Raw genomic sequence first — 17,155 nt, 5'->3', positions numbered from 1 at the left:
GGTGGTCGTTCAGTCGCGCCGGCCGAGGCGGGCGAGGGCATCGCCGGCCAGGCGGTAGACGGTCCATTCGTCCAGGGGCACGGCGCCCAGGCTGCGGTAGAAGCCGATGGCCGGTTCGTTCCAGTCCAGCACCGACCACTCCAGGCGCCCGCACTTGCGTTCCACCGCCAGGCGCGCCAGTTCGCTCAGCAGCGCCTTGCCCAGGCCCAGGCCACGGGCGCTTGGGCGCACGTAGAGGTCTTCGAGGTAGATGCCGGGCTGGCTCAGCCAGGTGGAGTAGTTGTGGAAGAACAGCGCGAAGCCGGCGCCGACGCCGTCCACCTCGCCGATCAGCACCTCGGCGTAGGGGCGCGGGCCGAACAGGTGCTCATGCATGCGCCCGGCGTCGGCCTTGTTCTCGTGGGACAGGCGCTCGTAGTCGGCCAGCTCGGCGATCAGTTCGAGAATCAGCGGGACGTCGTCGGGGCGGGCAGGGCGCAGCTGGATGCGGGACATGGCGATCTCCTTGAAGCGGACCGCCGAGCATGCCGTGCCGGCCCGGCGCTGGCAACCTCGCGGTCGGCGATGCGCGGTTGCCGTAGCCGCCCGCGCGAGGGGCTCCGAGCCTCTTGCATCGGCCTCTGCGCTGGTTATGCTGGGCGCCCTTCGCCCGCGGAAAATGGCGCCATGCCCTCACGTTCATCGCTGATCCTGCTCTGCCTCGCCGCCCTCTGGCTGGCCGCCTGCTATGGCGTGCGCTTCGGCCTGCTGGAAAACGGCAGTTGGGTGGACGTGTGCGCCGACAATGCGGCGCTGTGGGCGTGCCAGGCGCGCTCCGGGCTGGGCCTGCTGATCCATTTCGGGGTGTTCGGCCAGGCGGCGCTGGCGGCGTCCGTGCCGGCCTTTCTGCTGCCGGGGCGCATCGGCTGGTGGCTGGCGGCCCTGGCGCTGTTCGTCGGCCTGCTGGCGCTGGTGTTCTACAGCGTGAGCATGGCGGTGTTCGCCGTGGTGCTGGCCGGGCTGCGCCTGGTGCGCCAGCCGCGCCCGGCGCGGGCCTGAGTCAGGCGGCCGGCGCCGAGGCTGTGGCCGCCACGCACCTTTCCTGGCGCAGGCCGCGCCACAGGGCGCCGGCGAGCAGCAGGGCGATCCCCGCCCAGATCAACGCCTGGCGGTTGCCCAGCCCTTCCAGCACGAGTTGCGGGACGATGCCCGCGGCGATCAGCAGCGCCAGCAGGCTAGCCTCGCGGCGTGGCGCGGTCGCCGGCCGGCAGAGGTAGACCAGCGCCGGGAACAGCAGCGCCGCATTGGGGAAGTTGCGGTAGCGCGCGTCGAACACCAGGGCCAGCATCCACACCGCGCCGGCGAAGCCGCTGGCCAGCAGCCACCAGCCGCCGCGGGCTTCCAGCCAGGCCAGCAGGCGTGCGCGCCAACCGGCCCCGGCGCCCAGCGCCAGGGAGAGGTGCAGCAGCACCAGCAGGTTGAGCAGCACCAGGTAGGCCGCCCACAGCCATTCGTCGAGGAAGGTGCAGATCACTTGGGCCTGGGCGCCCCACAGGCCGACGCAGGCAGCGCCGAGGGCGGCGGCCAGCGGTTGCAGCAGGGCGTCACGGGCGTGGGCCGGGCGGCCGCCGAGCAGCAGGGCGGCGCCCCACAGCGCCAGCGAAAGGCCCAGCCAGAGCGGCCAGTCCGGTTGGTTGGAAACCGGCCCGGCAAGCACGTTCTTGTCCTGCCGGTCGGCGTCGAACAGGCCCCAGTAGCCGCCCACGGCGCCTTCGATGCGGCGCTTCCACGGCTGGTCGAAGGCCTCGATCAGGTTGTAGCGCCAGCCGTGTTCCTCGGCCAGGCGCACGAAATCGCGGATGTAGCGCGCCTCGTTGACGCGGCTGGGGAGGGCGGTCTGGCGCTGGCGGCCCTCGCTGGGCCAGCCGGTCTCGCCGATCAGGATGGCCTTGCCGGGGAAGGCCTGGTCGAAGCGCCGGCGGATGTCCGCGACGTGCTCCAGGGCACCGTCGATGCCGCTGGGTTGGTTGTCCCAGTAGGGCAGCAGGTGCAGGGTGATGAAGTCGACGCTGGCCGCCAGCTGCGGGTGCTTGAGCCAGTATTCCCAGACCTCGGCGTAGGACACCGGCTGGCGCACCTGGCTCTTCACCCGCGCCAGCAGGCCTTCGAGGTACTTGCTGGTGACCTCCTGGCGCAGCAGCGTCTCGTTGCCGACGATTACCGCCAGGACCACGTCGGGGTAGGCGTTGGCCGCCGTTATCAGCTTCTGCACCTCGCGCTCGCTGTCGGCGGGGATGGCGTTGATCCAGGCGCCGAGGATCAGCTTCAGGCCATGCTTGCGGGCCAGCTCGGGAATGCCCTCCAGGCCGCTCATGGAATAGGTGCGCACGCAGGTGAAGCGCGTCGCCAGCAGCGCCAGGTCGGCGTCCATCTGCGCCGGGCGCAGGGTGAAGGGCTGGTCGAAGGGCGACTGGTCCTTGCCGAAGGGGCTGTAGGAGGCGCACTGCAGCTTGTGCGTGGGGCCAGCCGCGTCGGGCAGGACGATGGCGCGGCCTTGCAGGTACCAGGTGGCGCAGAGGGCAAGGGTGGCCAGGAGCAGACCGAGACAGTAGGCTGAAAAAGGATGGCGCTGGAATCTGGGCATGGGCGCGGTGCTTTCGAGCAGGTCGCGCATCTTAGCAATGCCCCGCCTCCGGCGTCTGCGCAGACGAGCGTGGGATGGCTCTCTGGCATCAGTGGGGGACACGAGCATGTCGTAAATGCTCCGTGGTTGTCGCAATTGGACAGTCGTTGTCGCGTACCGGCAGGTTGCGCGTCGTTCTCGGAGCAGCCCGCCAGCCCCTCGCGCAGATGATGGAGGGGCGGCCAAGACCGTCCCGGAGCGCTCGTTCCGGTGAACCTAGAACAAGGGGAGACTCTTATGCGAATGATGCGACGACTGATGGGCCTGGGTGCGGGGCTCGTGCTGTCGGCGGCAGCGGGCCTGGCCGGTGCGGCGGCCAAGCCGGAGATCACCATCGGCTACGTGGATGGCTGGTCGGACAGCGTGGCGACCACCCACGTGGCCGCCGAGGTGATCCGCGAGAAGCTCGGCTACCCGGTCAAGCTGATGCCGGTGGCGGCCGGGATCATGTGGCAGGGCGTGGCCCGCGGCAAGCTCGACGCCATGCTCTCGGCATGGCTGCCGGTGACCCACGGCGCCTACTACGCGAAGATGAAGGACCAGGTGGTCAACCTGGGCGTCAACTACCCCGGAGCAAAGATCGGCCTGATCGTGCCGGAGTACGTCAAGGCCAACAGCATCGAAGACCTCCAGGCGATGAAGGACGACTTCGGCGGCCGCATCGTCGGCATCGACGCCGGCGCCGGGGTGATGCTCAAGACCGACCAGGCGATCAAGGACTACGGCCTGGACTACAAGCTGGTGGCCAGCTCCGGCAGCGGCATGATCGCCGAGCTGACCCGCGCCGAGAACGACAAGAAGGCGGTGGCGGTGACCGGCTGGATTCCGCACTGGATGTTCGCCAAGTGGAAGCTGAAGTTCCTCGATGACCCGAAGAAGGTCTACGGCGAGGAAGAGCACGTCGACAGCGTGGCCAACCCGGCGCTGGAGAAGAAGGCCCCGGAAGTCTGGGCGCTGCTGAAGAAGCTGCAGTGGAAGGACGGCGCGGAGATCGGCCAGGTGATGCTCGCCATCCAGGACGGCGCCAAGCCCGAGGCGGCGGCCAAGCAGTGGGTGGCCAGCCATCCGGACCGGGTGAAGGAGTGGACGCAGTAAGGCTTTGCCTGGCCTGGCGGTAGGTTGCTGCCGGGGCGGTGGAGGTTGTGAGGAGAGCCGCTTCCCTTTTGGGGGAAGCGGCTTTTTTGTTTGTTGGGGGCTGTTCGTGCCACCGGGGCGCCTGGCGTGGCCGGTGAATCCAATCGCGGACAAGGTCCGCTCCTACGCCCGGCCTTCCTGGAACTGTAGGAGCGGGCCCTGCCCGCGATTTCGCGCGCAGGGCGCGCTCCTACATGGGAATGGTGCGGGTGGGCGGCGTAGGAGCGGCTCCTGCGAAGAGCCCCACGGCGTGGCCGGCAAGGCTCAACCCATCCTACGAAAATCACCCTGGCGCGGTCGGCAAATGACGGGAGTGGAGGAGGGTGCCGGACTGGCAAGCCACTCCGAACGGCCCCCTCTCCCTCTGGGAGAGGGCTGGGGTGAGGGCGCCCTTGAACCCAGCACCATAACTCCCGGCAAACCCCATTCGCGAGCAAGCTCGCTCCTACAGGTACCTCCGCCATTTCTGCGCCGAAGGCTCTAGAAAGCCACTCCCAGCCCGCTACGACTAAAGTCGTCTGGAGGCCTTGCACCAGAGTCCTAAAGTGGGGATCGACGACATCCGCGTCATCCCCCGCTGTGAGGACAAGAACAAAATGAACGACAGCATCTACCAGCGGATTGATACCAATCCGCGCTTCAAGGAACTGGTGGCCAAACGCGAGCGATTCGCCTGGCTGCTCTCACTGATCATGCTGGGCCTGTACGTGGCCTTCATCCTGCTGATCGCATTCGAACCGCAAGTGCTGGGCACCAAGGTGAGCCCCGATTCCTCGGTGACCTGGGGCATTCCCCTGGGCGTCGGGCTGATTCTGTCCGCCTTCGTCCTCACCGGCATCTACGTGCGCCGCGCCAATGGCGAGTTCGACCGCCTGAACCAGGAAGTCCTCAAGGAGGTCCAGCAATGATCGCCCGCCTGTTCGCGGCCCTCGGCCTGGCCGCCTTCGCCCCCGCCCTCTGGGCCGACGCCCTGACCGGCGATGTGCAGCGCCAGCCGATCAACGTCTCGGCGATCGTCATGTTCGTCGCCTTCGTCGGCTTCACCCTGTGCATCACCTACTGGGCCTCCAAGCGCAGCAAGTCGGCCGCCGACTTCTACACCGCAGGCGGCAGCATCACCGGCTTCCAGAACGGCCTGGCGATCGCCGGCGACTACATGTCCGCCGCGTCCTTCCTGGGGATTTCCGCGCTGGTGTTCACCTCCGGCTACGACGGCCTGATCTACTCCATCGGCTTCCTCGTGGGCTGGCCGATCATTCTCTTCCTGATCGCCGAGCGCCTGCGCAACCTCGGCAAGTACACCTTCGCCGACGTGGCCTCCTACCGCCTCAAGCAGAAGGACATCCGCACCCTGTCCGCCTGCGGCTCGCTGGTGGTGGTGGCCTTCTACCTGATCGCGCAGATGGTCGGCGCCGGCAAGCTGATCGAGCTGCTGTTCGGCCTGAATTACCACGTCGCCGTGGTCATGGTCGGCATCCTGATGGTGCTCTACGTGCTGTTCGGCGGCATGCTGGCCACCACCTGGGTACAGATCATCAAGGCCGTGCTGCTGCTGTGCGGCGCCTCCTTCATGGCGATCATGGTGCTCAAGCACGTCAACTTCGACATCAGCGCGCTGTTCTCCGAAGCCATCAAGGTGCACCCCAAAGGCGAGGCCATCATGAGCCCCGGCGGCCTGGTGAAGGACCCGATCTCGGCCTTCTCCCTGGGCTTCGCGCTGATGTTCGGCACCGCCGGCCTGCCGCACATCCTGATGCGCTTCTTCACCGTCAGTGACGCCAAGGAAGCCCGCAAGTCGGTGTTCTTCGCCACCGGCTTCATCGGCTACTTCTACATCCTGACCTTCATCATCGGCTTCGGCGCCATCGTGCTGGTGAGCACCAACCCGGCCTTCAAGGACGCCGCCGGCGCCCTGATCGGCGGCAACAACATGGCCGCCGTGCACCTGGCCGACGCCGTGGGCGGCAGCCTGTTCCTCGGCTTCATCTCCGCGGTGGCCTTCGCCACCATCCTCGCGGTGGTCGCCGGCCTGACCCTGGCCGGTGCCTCGGCGGTGTCCCACGACCTGTACGCCAGCGTGATCAAGGGCGGCAAGGCCAACGAGAAGGACGAGCTGCGCGTGTCGAAGATCACCACCGTCGCCCTGGGCGTGGTCGCGATCGTCCTCGGCATCCTGTTCGAGAAGCAGAACATCGCCTTCATGGTCGGCCTGGCCTTCTCCATCGCCGCCAGCTGCAACTTCCCGGTGCTGCTGCTCTCGATGTACTGGAAGAAGCTGACCACCCGCGGCGCCATGATCGGCGGCTGGCTGGGCCTGATCACCGCGGTGGTGCTGATGATCCTCGGCCCGACCATCTGGGTGCAGATCCTCGGCCACGAGAAAGCCATCTACCCGTTCGAATACCCGGCGCTGTTCTCCATGGCCGTGGCCTTCATCGGCATCTGGTTCTTCTCCATCACCGACAAGTCGGCGGCGGCGGACGAGGAGCGCGCACGCTTCTTCCCGCAGTTCATCCGCTCGCAGACCGGCCTGGGCGCCAGTGGCGCAGTAGCCCACTGATGCCTCGCGGCTGACCCGACGAAGCCGGAGGCTCGCCTCCGGCTTCGCCTTTTACGCACTGCTACAAGGGGCTCGCGATGCCCGAGAGCTTCAACTTCTCCGCGCCGCCGTTCGACCAGTTGCGCGCGAGCGAGCGCCAGACCTTCGCCGAGGCCCTGAGCGTCGCCTACTACACCAGTGGCGAGACCGTGCTCGAAGCCGGCGCGGCGGTGCCCTGCCTGTTCATCGTGCTCAAGGGTGTGGTGGAGGAACGCGGCGAGGACGGCCGTTTGTTCGCCCAGTACGCTGGCGACGACCTGTTCGACATCCGCGGGCTGTTCTCCGGCAGCAGCAAGCATGCCTACCGCGCGGTGGAGGAGAGCATCCTCTACGAACTGCCGGCCAGCACCTTCCACCAGCTGTGCGGCGACAACCCCGGCTTCGCCCGCTTCTTCCAGGCCGACCTCGCGGCCAAGCGCCAATTGGCGCGGCGCGACGGGCAGAACCTGGCCGAATTCATCCTCACCCGCATCGCCCGCGAACACCTGCTGCCGGCCATCGAAGTGGACGCCGGGCTGCCCCTGGGCGACGCCGCGCGCCTGCAGCTCAGCCATGGCGCCGACGCCCTGCTGGTGCGCAGCGGCGGCGAGTTGGGCATCGTCACCCGCACCGACCTGATGCGCGCGCACTTCCGCGACGGCCGCGCCGAGGACGAGGCCATCGGCCCGCTCGCCCACGGCCCGCTGGCCAGTGTCGAGCTGGGCGACTTCCTGTTCGACGCCATGATCCTCATGACGCGCCTGCGCATCGAGCGCGTCGCGGTGCACGAGGACGGCGAAGTGGTCGGCCTGCTGCACCTGACCCAGGTGCTCAGCCTGTTCTCCACCCATTCCCACGTCCTGGCGCTGCGCATCGCCCGCGCCGAGACCGAGGAGGAACTGCGCGGCGCCGCCGAGACGCTGCACACCCTGATCGCCACCCTGGCCGGCAACGGCATCCGCCTGCGCTTCATCATGCAGCTGGTCGGCGCGCTCAACGAGCAATTGCTCGAACGCCTCTTCGAACTCTTGATACCGGCGCCGCTGCGCAGCCGCTGCTGCCTGGTGGTGATGGGCAGCGAAGGCCGCGGCGAGCAACTGCTCAAGACCGACCAGGACAACGCCCTGATCCTCGCCGACGACTTCCCCCAGGAGCAGGCCCTGGCGCTGATGCAGCGCTTCAGCGAAGCACTGCTGGCCTGCGGCTACCCGCCGTGCCCCGGCGGCGTCATGGCCAGCCACGCGCAGTGGTGCAAGCCGCTGGCCGCCTGGCAGCGCGAGCTGAATGCCACGGCCCTGGAGGGGCGCCCGGAACAACTGCTGCGCCTGTCGATCCTCGCCGACGCCTGGCCGGTGGCCGGCAACCGCCAGCTGTTCGACGGCCTGCGCCAGGGCCTGCTGGGCTTCGCCGCGGACGGCGAGCGCTGGCTGGCGGACATCGCCGTGGCGGCCCAGCAGTTCGACACTCCGCTGACCTTCCTCGGCCAGCTGAAGACCCGCGAAGAACACCTGGACATCAAGCGCGGCGGTATCTTCCCCATCGTCCACGGCTGCCGCGTGCTGGCCCTGCGCGAGGGCCTGGAGGCGCGCGGCAGCCTGGCCCGGCTGGAAGCGCTGAAGGCGCGCGGCGTGCTCGACGAGGGCCTGGCGGAGAATCTCGCCGAGGCCTTCGAGCTGTTCCTGCAGCTGCGCCTGGTCCAGCAACTGGCCGGCGAGCGCGACGGCCGCCAGCAGGGCCTGGACGTCGCCCGCCTGAGCCGCCACGAGCGCGACATGCTGCGCTTCGGCCTGCATGCGGTGAAGAAGTTCAAGCAGAGCCTGGAACGGCAGTTCCACCTGGAGAGCCGATGAACGCCCAGGTGAAGATTCCCGACCATCACTGGTCCGGCTGGCGCCGCCGGCTGTACTGGTGCCTGCACGCCCCGGAGGAGGCCGAGGAGATCGTCTCCCTGGACCTGGAGACCACCAGCCTCGACCCGCGCAAGGCGGACATCCTCAGCATTGGCGCGGTGCTCATCCGCCGCGGCAAGCTGATGCTCGGCGAGCGCCTGGAGCTGCTGGTGGAGCCGCCAGCCAGCCTCGACGGCGAGTCGATCCGCATCCACAAGCTGCGCCGCGCCGACCTCGAAGGCCAGCTGCCGCTGGACGAGGCGCTGCGCCGGACGCTGGCCTTCATCGGCGACCGCCCGCTGCTGGGCTACTACCTGTCGTTCGACGTCGCCGTGCTGCGCCGCCACCTGCGCGAGCGCCTGGGCGAGGCCCTGGGCAATCCGCGCATCGAGGTCTCCGCGCTGTACCAACGCAAGATGGCGCGGCGCTACCCGGACCTGCACCTGGACCTGCGCTTCGACACCCTGGCGCGCACCCTGGGCATTCCCGTGGAGGGCCGCCACACCGCGCTGGGCGATGCGCGCAGCGTGGCGCTGATGTTCCTGCGTCTGCGCAAGGGCTCGCTGCCCGACCTGCAGCACTGAGCCCGCGGCGCAGAAAAACTGAATCCCGGCGTTGCGGCGCCAGTCCCAATAGCAGGTGGGCAGCCCGTGCGCTGCCCGTTCCGCGGACGCGGGCCGGCATTGCCGGCGTGCCGTCCGACTGCCTACGGGAGGCGCACCATGGGAACCATTCTGCTGGTCATCCTCATCCTTCTGCTCATCGGCGGCCTGCCGGTGTATCCCTATTCGCGCAGCTGGGGCTACGGGCCCTCGGGGATCCTCGGCGTGGTCCTGGTGGTGCTGCTGGTCATGCTCCTGCTGGGCTACGTATAGCGTGAACCCTTTGCGGTTCGCCGCCGGCGCAACGTGCGCAAAGTGATCCAGGACACAGCCCGCCGTCCGCCCACGCCCTACCATGATGGCCTTTTGCAGGACGGGGGAAAGGGAATGCTCGGAGTCGTACTGGTCGCCCTGGGCAGCCTGTGGCTGCTCGGCCAGTTGCTCAGTGGCCTGGTGGCGCTGCCGGCGGCGGACTGGCTGGCGCGGGAGAGCGATCCGCAACGCTACTGGCAGTTCGTCTATTTCGCCCCGGCCCTGCTGCTGGCGCTGGGCTTCTTCCTGTTGCGTTACCGCGTGCATTCGTTCGCCGGCCTGCGTCGCGAGAAGGTCAATTGCGCGGCCTTCGTGCTGATCTTCGCGGGCGTCGCACTGGTTCTCGGGAAGCTTTCCTGTCTGCTGCTTCCATTGTTCTGAAGGCCGCGCCTTACCTGGCTGTGGCGCCGGTTTGCCGGCGCCATTCAGCAGCCTGATTAAAGCGCAGCGCGGGCGGGGCCTTGGCTACACTGCCGGACAATTCCCCGGACAAGACAAGGCAACCCCCTATGCAAAACCGCATGATGATCACCGGCGCCGGTTCCGGCCTGGGCCGCGAAATCGCCCTGCGCTGGGCCCGCGAAGGCTGGCGCCTGGCCCTGGCCGACATCAACGACGACGGCCTGGCCGAAACCCTGCGCCTGGTGCGCGAGGCCGGCGGCGACGGCTTCACCCAGCGCTGCGACGTGCGCGACTACAGCCAGCTGACGGCGCTGGCCCAGGCCTGCGAGGAGAAGCTCGGCGGCATCGACGTCATCGTCAACAATGCCGGCGTGGCCTCCGGCGGCTTCTTCGAGGAGCTGTCGCTAGAGGACTGGGACTGGCAGATCTCCATCAACCTGATGGGCGTGGTCAAGGGCTGCAAGGCCTTCCTGCCGCTGCTGGAGCGCAGCAAGGGGCGCATCGTCAATATCGCCTCCATGGCCGCGCTGATGCAGGGCCCGGCGATGAGCAACTACAACGTGGCCAAGGCCGGCGTGGTGGCCCTGTCGGAAAGCCTGCTGGCCGAGCTGAGCCTGGTGGACGTGAAGGTCCACGTGGTCTGCCCGTCGTTCTTCCAGACCAACCTGCTGGATTCCTTCCGCGGCCCCAGCCCGGACATGAAGAACCAGGTGGGCAAGCTGCTGGAAGGCTCGCCGATCAGCGCCGCCGACATCGCCGACTACATCCACCAGGAAGTCGAGCGCGGCAGCTTCATGATCCTGCCCCACGAGCAGGGCCGCCTGGCCTGGCAGGTCAAGCAGCAGAACCCGCAGGCGATCTACGACGAGATGACGCGCATGGCGCAGAAGATGAAGGCCAAGCAGCGCAGCCTGGCCTGAGTCTCTGCACCGCTTCGGTGCAAGCGAAAACAGCGCTTGCCCAGGGCGGTGCAAAAGCGTAGTTTTGCTTCACCGGCCTGCCTGCCGATGTAAGTTGGACCCCAGTGAAAGCCCCGCCTCCATCGCGGGGCTTTCGCTTTTCCGGGCCAGGCCACGCAACATTGCCGCCCGGCGCTTCCGTGGCGCCAGCGCCTGTGCTAGAAGGCAGCGTCGTCCAGAGGGAGTCTCACCGTCTTGCAGTCCGAATCCATCGTCTATGGTTGCATCCGCGACTGGCCCGGCGACTCCATGGAGCGGCGCCTGCGCCGCGCGGCCAACCGCAAGGTGCTGGACAGCCTGCCGATGGGCGAGGCCTGGCCGTTCCTCGGCCGCGAGATGTTCAGCCGCTGCGAGCAGGAAGGTGCCGGCCTGTACCAGTCCCAGGTGATCCACTTCGGCGCCAGCTACCCGGCCATCGAATACGAGTGGAACCTGTGGGTGGAACAGTTCGAGGCGCTGCTCAAGCGCCTGTACTGGGCCAGCGCGGTGGTGCACCTGGAAACCGAACTCAACGGCTGCCACACCTTCCGCTGGGAATCCGAACGCGGCTTCCACAGCCCCCAGGAAGGCGACCTGCGGGTACGCTGCGCCTGGGAACGCGAAGGCGGCCTGCGCGGCTGAGCCGCCAAGGAAAGCGAGATGCTCAACTACCTGTGGTTCCTCCTGGCGGCGTTCTGCGAGATCGCCGGCTGCTACGCCTTCTTCCTCTGGCTGCGCCTGGACCGCACGCCCCTGTGGATAATTCCCGGGCTGTTCAGCCTGCTGTGCTTCGCCCTGCTGCTGACCCGCGTCGAGGCGGCCTATGCCGGGCGTTCCTATGCGGCCTATGGCGGCATCTACGTGGCGGCGTCGCTGTTCTGGTTGGCCTATGTGGAGAAGAGCCGGCCGCTGTGGAGCGACTGGCTGGGCGTGGCGCTGTGCATCGTGGGGGCGAGCGTGGTGCTGCTGGGGCCGAAGTTGGCGCCTTGATGGAGGCTGGCTTTTCGTAGGAGCGAGCTTGCTCGCGAACAAGCTCCCCGGTGACTCCGCTGCCGGGCCCACCTCTGTTCCCTCTCCCTAACCCTCTCCCTGAAGGGAGAGGGGACCGTTCGGCGTGCTCGGGTATTTTGGAGTTAGCCGGCAACTCCGAAGGTTGCCGGCTGAAACCATTTCCTCTCTCGGCACGGACAAGCCCCCTCTCCCTTCAGGGCGGGGCGCGCAGCCGAGGGCTGGGGAGAGGGCGCTCCAAAGCCCAGCACCTAAAGTCCCCGGCAAGCGCCATTCGCGAGCAAGCTCGCTCCTACGCGGCATCAGCCATGGCGTACCCCTGTAGGAGCGGGCCCTGCCCGCGATATCGCGCGCAGGGCGCGCTCCTACACCACCACACACCCCGTAGGATGGGTTGAGCGAAGCGAAACCCATGCGGCCGTGGCGATGGGTATCGCTCAGCTCTCCAGCCACTCCTTCGGCACTTCCACCTTGAGCATCAGTTGGCACTGCTGGCTCTCCGGATCGAACACGATCACCGCCTCGCCGCGCCTGAGCGCGTGGCGGGCGCGTTCGACGCGGGTGGCCAGGGGCGTGTCGTCGCCGTTGTCGGTGCCTTCGCGGGTGACGAAGTCTTCCAGCAGGTTGTTGAGGGTCTCGGCTTCGAGCAGGTCGTAGGGAATCAGCATGGGCGGGCACTCGGCGGAACAGGCGGCGATTCTAGTCGCGCACCGCGCCGGCGGCGAGTCCGGGGCGCCTCAGTGGCGCCCCTTTTCGTCGTCCTTGCCGTTGTCCAGCAACTCGCCCACCGGTTGCACGTGGGTGGTGCTCTCCATGTGCACCGGGTGTTCCAGCTGCTTGCTGAAGCGCTCGATGGCGCCTTCCTTGGGCTCGGCGTCGCTGTCGAACACCGGCGGGCTGAGCAGGTAGGCGCAAAGCAGGCGCGCCAGGTTGGCCAGGCTGTCGATATGGGTACGCTCGTAGCCGTGGGTGGCGTCGCAGCCGAAGGCCAGCAGCGCGGTGCGGATGTCGTGGCCGGCCTCGATCGCCGACTGCGCGTCGCTGTGGTAGTAGCGGAACAGGTCGCGGCGCACCGCCACCTCGTGGCGCTCGGCCAGGCGCAGCAGGTGCCGCGAGAGGTGGTAGTCGTAGGGCCCGCCGGAGTCCTGCAGGGCCACGCTGACTGCGTGTTCGCTGGAGTTCTGCCCCTCGGCCACCGGGGCGATGTCGATGCCGACGAACTCGCTCACGTCCCAGGGCAGGGCGCCGGCCGCGCCGGAGCCGATCTCCTCGGTGATGGTGAACAGCGGGTGGCAGTCGATCGGCGGTTCCTGGCCGCTTTCGACGATGGCCTTGAGCGCCGCCAGCAGCGCCGCCACGCCGGCCTTGTCGTCCAGGTGGCGGGCGCTGATGTGGCCGCTGTCGGTGAACTCCGGCAGCGGGTCGAAGGCCACGAAGTCGCCGATGGACACACCCAGCGAGGCGCTGTCGGCCGGGCTCACGGTGTAGGCGTCCAGGCGCAGCTCGACGTGGTCCCAGCTGATCGGCAGGCTGTCCACCGCGGTGTTGAAGGCGTGCCCCGAGGCCATCAGCGGCAGCACGCTGCCGCGCAGCACGCCGTTGTCGCAGAACACGGTGACGCGGCTGCCCTCGGCGAAGCGGCTCGACCAGCAGCCCACCGGGGCCAGCGCCAGGCGGCCGTTGGGCTTGATCTCGCGGACGATGGCGCCGATGGTGTCCAGGTGCGCCGAGACCGCGCGGTCCGGGCTGTTGCGGCGGCCGGCGAGGGTCGCGCGGATGGTCCCGCGGCGGGTCATCTCGAAGGGGATGCCGATCTCCTCCAGGCGCTCGGCGACGTAGCGCACGATGGTGTCGGTGAAGCCGGTGGGGCTGGGGATGGCGAGCATCTCCAGCAGCACCCGCTGCAGGTAGTTGAGGTCCGGTTGCGGCAGTCGGCTCATGCGGGCACCTCGCGGTCCAGGGGTTCGCGGCTGAGCGGGAAGAGCAGGTCGAGGAAGCGTTCGGCGGTGGGCTGCGGCTCGTGGTTGGCCAGGCCCGGGCGCTCGTTGGCTTCGATGATCACGTAGTCCTCGCCCTCCACGTCGGGCACCAGCAGGTCGAGCCCGGTGACCGGGATTTCCAGCGCCCGCGCGGCGCGGATGGCGGCCTCGCTCAGGGCCGGGTGGAGCTTGTCGGTGACGTCTTCCAGGGTGCCGCCGGTGTGCAGGTTGGCGGTGCCGCGCACGGCCAGGCGGCGGCCTTCGGGCAGCACGTCGTCGTAGCCGAAGCCGGCGGCCTGCAGGGTGCGCTCGGTCTCGCCGTCCTGGGGGATGCGGCTTTCGCCGCCGGTGGCGGCCTGGCGCCGGCGGCTCTGCGCCTCGATCAGCTGGCGGATGCTGTGGCGGCCGTCGCCGATCACCGTGGCCGGGTGGCGCACCGCGGCGGCCACCACCTCGTAGCCGATCACCAGCACGCGCAGGTCCTGGCCGGGGTGGTAGCTCTCCAGCAGCACGCGGCCGTCGAACTGGCGGGCGTGTTCGATGGCGGCCTCGACCTCTTCGCTGTTCGTCAGGTTCACCGCCACGCCCTGGCCCTGCTCGCCGTCCACCGGCTTGACCACCAGCGCGCCGTGCTCGGCGAGGAAGGCGGCGTTGTCCGCGGCGCTGGCGGCCAGGCGCTGCTGCGGCTGCTTCAGCCCGGCGCGTTCCAGCGCCCGGTGGGTCAGGCGCTTGTCCTGGCAGAGGGTCATGCTCACCGCGCTGGTCAGGTCGCACAGCGACTCGCGGCAGCGGATGCGCCGGCCGCCTTGGGTCAGGCTGAAGATGCCGGCCTCGGCGTCCTGCACCTGCACCTCGATGCCGCGGCGATGGGCCTCGTCGACGATGATCCGGGCGTAGGGGTTCAGGCCCTGCTCGGGGCCGGGACCGAGGAACAGCGGCTGGTTGATGCCGTTCTTGCGCTTGATGGCGAAGGTCGCCAGCTCGCGGAAGCCCAGCTTGCGGTACAGCGCCTTCGCCTGCTTGTTGCTGTGCAGCACCGAGAGGTCGAGGTAGGCCAGTTCGCGGCTCATGAAGTGCTCGATCAGGTGGCGCACCAGCGCCTCGCCGACGCCGGGCCGGCTGCATTGCGGGTCCACCGCCAGGCACCAGAGGCTGGAGCCGCCTTCGGGGTCGTGGAAGGCCTTGGCGTGGTTCAGGCCCATGACCGCGCCGACCGCATTGCCGGTCTCGCTGTCCTCGGCCAGCCAGTAGGTGGGCCCGCCCTGGTAGTGCGGGGTGAGCCGCTGCGCGTCCACCGGCAGCATGCCGCGGGCCAGGTACAGGCGGTTGACCGCCGCCCAGTCGTCCTCGCCGTGTACCCGGCGGATGCGGAAGCCGCGGAACGAGCGGCGCGCCGGGCGGTAGTCGGTGAACCACAGGCGCAGGGTGTCGGAGGGGTCGAGGAACAGCTGCTGCGGCGCATGGGCCAGCACCTGCTGCGGCGCCGCCACGTAGAGGGCGATGTCGCGCTCGCCGGGGCGCTCGTTGAGCAGCTCGCCGGCCAGCGCGTCGGGTTCGGCGAAGGTGTGCCCGATCAGCAGCCGGCCCCAGCCGCAGTGCAGGCTGTGGGGCTCGCAGCCGGGCCGCTCGTGGTCCTCGGCGAAGCGCGCCTGCAGGCGCTGGTAGGTCGGCACCTGGCCGCGCAGCAGGCGCTGGTTGTGCGGATGGGGCAGGTTGAAATGGCTTTTCATGGTTCGCTCCCTGGAGGGCGGGCCGCCGGTATGGTGCCGGCGGCCCGCGCTGCTGGCTGGGTCAGAGTCCCTGTTCGGTCAGCCAGAGGTTGAGGGCGGCCAGCTGCCAGAGCTTGGAGCCGCGCAACGGGGTGAGGTCGTCCTGCGGGCTGCCGAGCAGGCGGTCGATCTGCGCCGGCTCGAACAGGCCGCGGTCCTGGCTCGGGTCCAGCAGCAGTTCGCTGACCCAGGCCCGGGTGTTGCCCTGCAGGTGCTTGAGGCCCGGCACCGGGAAGTAGCCCTTGGGCCGGTCGATCACCTCGGCCGGGATCACCCGCCGCGCCGCGGCCTTGAGCACCTGCTTGCCGCCGTCGCCGAGCTTGAAGCGCGCCGGGATGCGCGCCGAGAGTTCGGCCAGGCGGTAGTCGAGGAACGGCACGCGGGCCTCCAGGCCCCAGGCCATGGTCATGTTGTCGACGCGCTTGACCGGGTCGTCCACCAGCATGATGGTGCTGTCCAGGCGCAGCGCCTTGTCCACCGCGTCGCTGGCGCCGGGCATGGCGAAGTGCTCGGCGACGAAGGCCTGGGCTACGTCCTCCACGCGCATGGCCGGACGCACCGTGGCCTCGTACTCGCCGTGGCTGCGGTCGAAGAAGGCCGCGCGGTAGGCGTGCAGCGGCGAGGCGGCGTCGACCATGGGCGGGTACCAGTGGTAGCCGGCGAAGAGTTCGTCGGCGCCCTGGCCGCTCTGCACCACCTTGCAGTGCTTCGACACCTCGCGGGCGAGCAGGTAGAAGGCGATGCAGTCGTGGCTGACCATGGGTTCGCTCATGGCGCGGAAGGCCGCCGGCAGCTGCTCGATCACCTCGTTCTCGCCGATGCGCAGCTGCTGGTGGCGCGTGCCGTAGCGGCGGGCGATGAGGTCGGAGTAGCGGAACTCGTCGCCGCGCTCGCCGCCGGCATCCTCGAAGCCGATGGAGAAGGTCAGCAGGTCGTCCACCCCGGCCTCGTGCAGCAGGCCGACCAGCAGGCTGGAGTCCACCCCGCCGGAGAGCAGCACGCCCACCTCGCGGGCGGCGCGCTGGCGGATGGCCACGGCCTCGCGCAGGCTGTCCAGCACGCGGTCTTCCCAGTCTTCCAGGCGCAGTTCGCGCTCGTCCTCGTGGCAGCCGTATTCCAGGCGCCACCAGCAGTGCTGCTCGCTGCGGCCATCGGCGTCGATGCTCATCCAGGTCGCCGGCGGCAGCTTGCGCACGCCGTTGAGAATGGTGCGCGGCGCGGGCACCACGGCGTGGAAGTTCAGGTAGAGGTTGAGCGCCTCGGCGTCCAGGCTGGTGTCGACGCCGCCGCCCTGCAGCAGCGCCGGCAGGCTGGAGGCGAAGCGCAGGCGCTTGTCGTCCCGGGCCAGGTACAGCGGCTTGATGCCCAGGCGGTCGCGGGCGATGAACAGCCGGCGGGCGTCGCGCTCCCAGATGGCGAAGGCGAACATGCCATTGAGCTTGGGCAACAGCTCCTTGCCCCAGGCGTGGTACCCCTTGAGCAGCACCTCGGTGTCGCCGCCGGAGAAGAAGCGGTAGCCGAGGGCTTCCAGCTCCTTGCGCAGCTCGGGGTAGTTGTAGATGGCGCCGTTGAACACCAGGGACAGGCCCAGGGTGGTGTCGATCATCGGCTGGCCGGAGGCTTCGGCCAGGTCCATGATCTTCAGCCGGCGGTGGCCAAGGGCCACTGGCCCTTCGCTATGGAAGCCCCAGGCGTCGGGTCCGCGGGGGGCGAGATGGTGGGTGATGCGTTCGACCGCCGCGAGGTCGGCCGGTTGATTGTCGAAGCGTAGTTCTCCTGCTAAGCCGCACATTTTCCTTACCGGTTCTCCGTTGGGGATGAATGGGGTTCAGGCCGGGGCCCTTTTTTGTGTTAACAGAAAGACTCTTTCATGTGAAAGTAG

The 17,155-nt window shown here is 68.8% G+C and carries 17 protein-coding genes; 11 read left to right on the top strand and 6 right to left on the bottom strand.

Going from position 1 to position 17,155, the window contains the following annotated elements:
- Window positions 1-9: 9 nt before the first annotated feature.
- On the bottom strand, window positions 10-495 hold the full coding sequence (locus PcP3B5_RS22060; protein WP_009620500.1) for a GNAT family N-acetyltransferase: 486 nt from the start codon (window positions 493-495) through the stop codon (window positions 10-12).
- 171 nt (window positions 496-666) lie between these two features.
- Between PcP3B5_RS22060 and PcP3B5_RS22055 the strand changes: the two genes are divergently transcribed.
- Window positions 667-1,038, top strand: a complete 372-nt coding sequence (locus PcP3B5_RS22055; protein WP_061562405.1) for a hypothetical protein — start codon at window positions 667-669, stop codon at window positions 1,036-1,038.
- 1 nt (window position 1,039) lies between these two features.
- Here PcP3B5_RS22055 and PcP3B5_RS22050 read toward each other — a convergent pair whose 3' ends face one another.
- The gene (locus tag PcP3B5_RS22050; protein WP_061563324.1) at window positions 1,040-2,623 is read right to left on the bottom strand and encodes a glycoside hydrolase family 17 protein; all 1,584 of its coding nucleotides are present in this window, start codon (window positions 2,621-2,623) and stop codon (window positions 1,040-1,042) included.
- 276 nt (window positions 2,624-2,899) lie between these two features.
- On the opposite strand from PcP3B5_RS22050, the gene PcP3B5_RS22045 reads away from it, so the two are divergent.
- The 10 genes from PcP3B5_RS22045 (at window position 2,900) to PcP3B5_RS22005 (ending at window position 11,507) form a co-directional block, all read left to right on the top strand.
- Complete coding sequence (locus PcP3B5_RS22045) at window positions 2,900-3,757, top strand: glycine betaine ABC transporter substrate-binding protein (protein WP_061562404.1); 858 nt, start codon at window positions 2,900-2,902, stop codon at window positions 3,755-3,757.
- A gap of 635 nt (window positions 3,758-4,392) precedes the next feature.
- Window positions 4,393-4,704: a DUF485 domain-containing protein gene (locus PcP3B5_RS22040; protein ID WP_024128557.1), complete on the top strand. Its 312-nt coding sequence runs from the start codon at window positions 4,393-4,395 to the stop codon at window positions 4,702-4,704.
- On the top strand, window positions 4,701-6,356 hold the full coding sequence (locus PcP3B5_RS22035; RefSeq protein WP_009620490.1) for a cation acetate symporter: 1,656 nt from the start codon (window positions 4,701-4,703) through the stop codon (window positions 6,354-6,356). Before PcP3B5_RS22040 ends, PcP3B5_RS22035 begins: the two co-directional genes overlap by 4 nt.
- A gap of 77 nt (window positions 6,357-6,433) precedes the next feature.
- Window positions 6,434-8,224: a DUF294 nucleotidyltransferase-like domain-containing protein gene (locus tag PcP3B5_RS22030; RefSeq protein WP_061562403.1), complete on the top strand. Its 1,791-nt coding sequence runs from the start codon at window positions 6,434-6,436 to the stop codon at window positions 8,222-8,224.
- Window positions 8,221-8,847 carry a 3'-5' exonuclease gene (locus PcP3B5_RS22025; RefSeq protein WP_061562402.1) on the top strand — a complete coding sequence of 209 codons (627 nt, stop codon included), beginning with the start codon at window positions 8,221-8,223 and terminating at the stop codon, window positions 8,845-8,847. Before PcP3B5_RS22030 ends, PcP3B5_RS22025 begins: the two co-directional genes overlap by 4 nt.
- Before the next feature lie 138 nt (window positions 8,848-8,985).
- Entirely contained in the window at window positions 8,986-9,138 is a 153-nt protein-coding gene (locus tag PcP3B5_RS30400) for a DUF3309 family protein (protein WP_009620484.1), read from the top strand.
- Between the two features lie 114 nt (window positions 9,139-9,252).
- Window positions 9,253-9,558, top strand: coding sequence for a hypothetical protein (locus tag PcP3B5_RS22020; RefSeq protein WP_009620483.1), 306 nt, complete (start codon window positions 9,253-9,255; stop codon window positions 9,556-9,558).
- Window positions 9,559-9,686: 128 nt separating this feature from the next.
- Entirely contained in the window at window positions 9,687-10,499 is an 813-nt protein-coding gene (locus PcP3B5_RS22015) for an SDR family oxidoreductase (RefSeq protein WP_009620482.1), read from the top strand.
- A 234-nt stretch (window positions 10,500-10,733) separates the two neighbouring features.
- Entirely contained in the window at window positions 10,734-11,159 is a 426-nt protein-coding gene (locus PcP3B5_RS22010; protein WP_009620481.1) for a hypothetical protein, read from the top strand.
- Between the two features lie 18 nt (window positions 11,160-11,177).
- The gene (locus PcP3B5_RS22005) at window positions 11,178-11,507 is read left to right on the top strand and encodes a YnfA family protein (protein WP_009620480.1); all 330 of its coding nucleotides are present in this window, start codon (window positions 11,178-11,180) and stop codon (window positions 11,505-11,507) included.
- Between the two features lie 455 nt (window positions 11,508-11,962).
- Here the strand turns inward: PcP3B5_RS22005 and PcP3B5_RS22000 are convergent, their stop codons facing one another.
- The 4 genes from PcP3B5_RS22000 to PcP3B5_RS21985 all read right to left on the bottom strand — a co-directional run bounded on the left by PcP3B5_RS22000 (window position 11,963) and on the right by PcP3B5_RS21985 (window position 17,065).
- Window positions 11,963-12,193: a YheU family protein gene (locus PcP3B5_RS22000; RefSeq protein ID WP_043315660.1), complete on the bottom strand. Its 231-nt coding sequence runs from the start codon at window positions 12,191-12,193 to the stop codon at window positions 11,963-11,965.
- Between the two features lie 69 nt (window positions 12,194-12,262).
- The gene (locus tag PcP3B5_RS21995; RefSeq protein ID WP_043315663.1) at window positions 12,263-13,465 is read right to left on the bottom strand and encodes an osmoprotectant NAGGN system M42 family peptidase; all 1,203 of its coding nucleotides are present in this window, start codon (window positions 13,463-13,465) and stop codon (window positions 12,263-12,265) included.
- Window positions 13,462-15,234 carry an N-acetylglutaminylglutamine synthetase gene (gene ngg / locus PcP3B5_RS21990; RefSeq protein ID WP_009620475.1) on the bottom strand — a complete coding sequence of 591 codons (1,773 nt, stop codon included), beginning with the start codon at window positions 15,232-15,234 and terminating at the stop codon, window positions 13,462-13,464. The genes PcP3B5_RS21995 and ngg overlap by 4 nt, the downstream gene beginning before the upstream one ends.
- Window positions 15,235-15,295: 61 nt before the next feature.
- Window positions 15,296-17,065 carry an N-acetylglutaminylglutamine amidotransferase gene (locus PcP3B5_RS21985; RefSeq protein WP_061562401.1) on the bottom strand — a complete coding sequence of 590 codons (1,770 nt, stop codon included), beginning with the start codon at window positions 17,063-17,065 and terminating at the stop codon, window positions 15,296-15,298.
- Window positions 17,066-17,155 lie beyond the last annotated feature (90 nt).

Origin of the sequence: Pseudomonas citronellolis (genome assembly GCF_001586155.1) — a bacterium.
In the GTDB taxonomy this organism is placed as follows: Bacteria; Pseudomonadota; Gammaproteobacteria; order Pseudomonadales; family Pseudomonadaceae; genus Pseudomonas; species Pseudomonas citronellolis.
This window is presented reverse-complemented; position numbering and strand designations above follow the sequence as displayed.